Source organism: Kytococcus sp. HMSC28H12 (assembly GCF_001816045.1).
Lineage (GTDB): Bacteria > Actinomycetota > Actinomycetes > Actinomycetales > Dermatophilaceae > Kytococcus > Kytococcus schroeteri.
In genome coordinates this window covers 1-2,806 of the sequence record NZ_KV824324.1, presented here as the reverse complement: position 1 = coordinate 2,806, position 2,806 = coordinate 1, and the positions used below count along the sequence as shown (strand labels likewise).

3 protein-coding genes are annotated in these 2,806 nt (G+C 74.6%); all 3 read right to left on the bottom strand.

What is annotated here, in order from left to right:
• On the bottom strand, positions 1-183 hold a 183-nt coding region (locus HMPREF3099_RS02695), incomplete at its 3' end, for a hypothetical protein (protein ID WP_141761950.1).
• Between the two features lie 60 nt (positions 184-243).
• On the bottom strand, positions 244-1,455 hold the full coding sequence (locus tag HMPREF3099_RS02690) for an ATP-grasp fold amidoligase family protein (protein WP_083323429.1): 1,212 nt from the start codon (positions 1,453-1,455) through the stop codon (positions 244-246).
• Between the two features lie 47 nt (positions 1,456-1,502).
• On the bottom strand, positions 1,503-2,806 hold a 1,304-nt coding region (locus tag HMPREF3099_RS02685), incomplete at its 5' end, for an alpha/beta hydrolase (protein WP_083323428.1).

The following is a 2,806-nucleotide window of genomic DNA, read 5'->3' as shown; positions in this document are numbered from 1 at the left end:
CAGGCGGGCCTCGAGCGTCTCGGCGGACCGCGCCCGGGCGGTGGCGCTGCCCTCGAGCTCGGCCGCACGCTGCTCGGCGGCGCGGCGGGCGGCCTTCTCGGTGCGGGCGGTCTCGCGCCACTCGGCGATCTTCTCGTCACGCCACTTGATGGCGGGCAGGTCCCGCAGCGTCTGTCGGAGCATGGGTGCAGGGTAGGCCGCCGCGCACCACCGCGCCGCCCTCCCGCGGGGGGAGGGCGCCGCTCAGTCGGCCTGGGGCAGGTAGGGCCGCAGGATCTCCGGCACCGGGTGGTCACCGGCGATGTTGCGGAAGGGCCGGCCGTTGTTGGCCAGGTCGATCTGCAGACGCATCTCGGCCTCCTCCCACATCAGGCCCAGGCGCGCGTCCTCCAGCGGGAAGACGTGCTGGCTGCCACCGGGCACCAGGGTGATCTCCCCCATCACGATGCCGCGGGTGGTGCCGTAGAGGTCCACGCGCACGAAGGGCAGGGGAACGGCCTTGGAGAGCACCTTGGCGAACTCCACCATCTGCGGCAGCTTCGGGGAGAAGGGGATGTCGGTCTGCGAGGCCGGGTCGCGGCGCAGCGGGATGTCGCGGCACTGGGCGTCGAAGTAGCGGAACTGCAGGTTCTCCTGCCAGCCCTGCGCGCCCCGGTGCATGGGGGCGCGGCGCGCGAAGCCGTAGCCCACCTCGCCGTAGAAGGCGTAGATCTTGATGTCGGCGGGCAGCGGGTCGTCGCCCACGTCGGCCACCAGCATCTCCTCGGCGAACCAGGGGCCCAGCAGCTTGCGGTCGGTGGTGAGGTTCCTGACCACCTCGGCCCCGGTGATCCGGCGGCGTGTGGTGTCGTTGACCTCGTAGAGGTCGCGGGCGGCGTCCACGCGGCGCAGCGGATACACCCCGCGCGAGCCCGCGCCCCCGTTGGACTTGATGACGAACTCCTCGGGCAGCTCCGAGAGGTCGATCTCGTTCTTGCGGGTCCAGATGCGCAGCACATTGGGCGGCTGCACGCCGTGGCTGGCACCCAGGGCCAGGTTCTGCAGCTTCTTGGGGATGGCGCTGCGCGGGTGGTTGCGCAGGCCCTGGCTCTGCAGGTGCATCCGGCGGCGGCGGGCCTCGTAGAGGTGGTCCACGAAGCTCGGGTAGGCGCGCGCGTCGCCCGGGGCGGCGCCGACGGTGCCGGGGTACCCGGCATCGTTCAGGGCCTTGACCTGACGGCGGGAGAGTTCGGCGCGCGGCAGGGTGCCGGGCTTGTCGCGGGTGAGGGTGGCGCCGTCGAGGTCGTCGCCGGGCTCCACTCCGGTGACGCCGGCCGAGGCACCGCGGAGGCGCTCGATCTCGGCCCGGGCCTCGCGGAGCTCGGCCTTCTGCTGACGGGCGAGCTCGCGCCACTCGTTGATTTTCTCGTCACGCCACTTGATGGCGGGCAAATCACGCAGGGTGCGTCGGATCATTCTCCGGACACTACCGGCCGATGCGGGCCCGACCGCACCAACGCGCCTCAGTCCACGCCGTGGTCGGCGAACCAGGAGGCCACCCGGCCCAGGTGGCGGTCCCCGGTCCAGAAGGCCGGCTGGGAGTGGTCGGCGCCGGGCACCACGTCGAGGCGGGAGTCGACGCCCTTGTCGCGCAGGGCCTCGTGCATCTGGCGTGACTGGGCGGCGGGGGCCACGCAGTCGGCGTCGCCGTGCAGCAGGTAGGTGGGGGCCGTCCTCGGGCTGGCCAGGGCTACGGGCGAGGCGGTGCGGCGCAGCCGGTCGCGCACGGCGGGGTCGGTGGCGTCGTGCATGAGGATGTGGTCCTCGGCGGCCGTGGCCTTCGGGCAGCCCATGGCCCGGCGCTGCTTCTTGCCGGTGAGCGGATCGTAGATGCCGAAGTAGCCGACCACGGCGTCGACCGTGCCCGGGTGCGTGGCCGACTCCAGCGCCACGAGGTGGCCCCCGGCCGAGTCGCCGAAGAGGCCCACCTGCCGGCCGGCGCCCTGGCTGCGGGCCTTCTTCACCGCAGCGGTCACGCCGGCGTGCACGTCGTCCTTGGTGGCCGGCCAGGGGTGCTCGTCGGCCTTGCGGTACTCCACGGTGGCCACCCACAGGCCCTGGTCGTGCAGACGCTGCACCACCCGGTTCTTGCGGGAGGACTCGTCCATGAACGCGTCGGCGCGGCCGCCCACCCAGCCGCCGCCGTGCACGAGCACCACGACGTCCCGGCCGGGCTCGCCGGGCAGCAGGGCGTACTTCTGCTCGGCGGCGTCGCCGTAGTGGTACCAGTCGCTCCAGCCCTCGTCCGGGCTGGTGGGGCCGGACTCGCTGGGGCTCGGGCTGGGGCCGTCGGTGGGGCTCGTGCTGGAGGGGTCGGTCGGGTCGCCGGGCCCGCTGTCCGAGGGGGTCGGGGCGGAGTCGGTGGGGTCAGGCTCGTCCGTGGTCGGGGCCGAGTCGGTGGGGCTGGGCTCTTCCGTGGCCGGGGCCGAGTCGGTGGGGTCGGGCTCGTCCGTGGCCGGCGCGGTGTCGGTGGGGGCCGGCGCCGTGGGGTCGGTGGGCGCGGGATCCCCCGGGGCGGACACGGTGCCGCCGGACGGGGTGGGCGACGAGGTGGGCGCCCCCTCGGTGGGCTGCGTGGTGGTGGGCGCCGACGCACCGGGCTGCCCCGGGTCCACGACGGGGTCACCGGGCTGGGGGGCGCCGGGGGCGGAGCCGTCGGTTCCGCCGTCCGTGGGCTGCCCCGTGCCCGGGTCGTCGGACTGGGCGGACGTGCCCGGCTGGCCCGACGCGGCGGGCTGCTCCGGTGCGGGCGCGGCACCAGCACCGT

What these genes read in the sequence shown, in the direction of transcription:
- HMPREF3099_RS02690 (WP_083323429.1), bottom strand. Translation starts at nt 1,455, where the DNA reads ATGATCCGACGCACCCTGCGTGATTTGCCCGCCATCAAGTGGCGTGAC.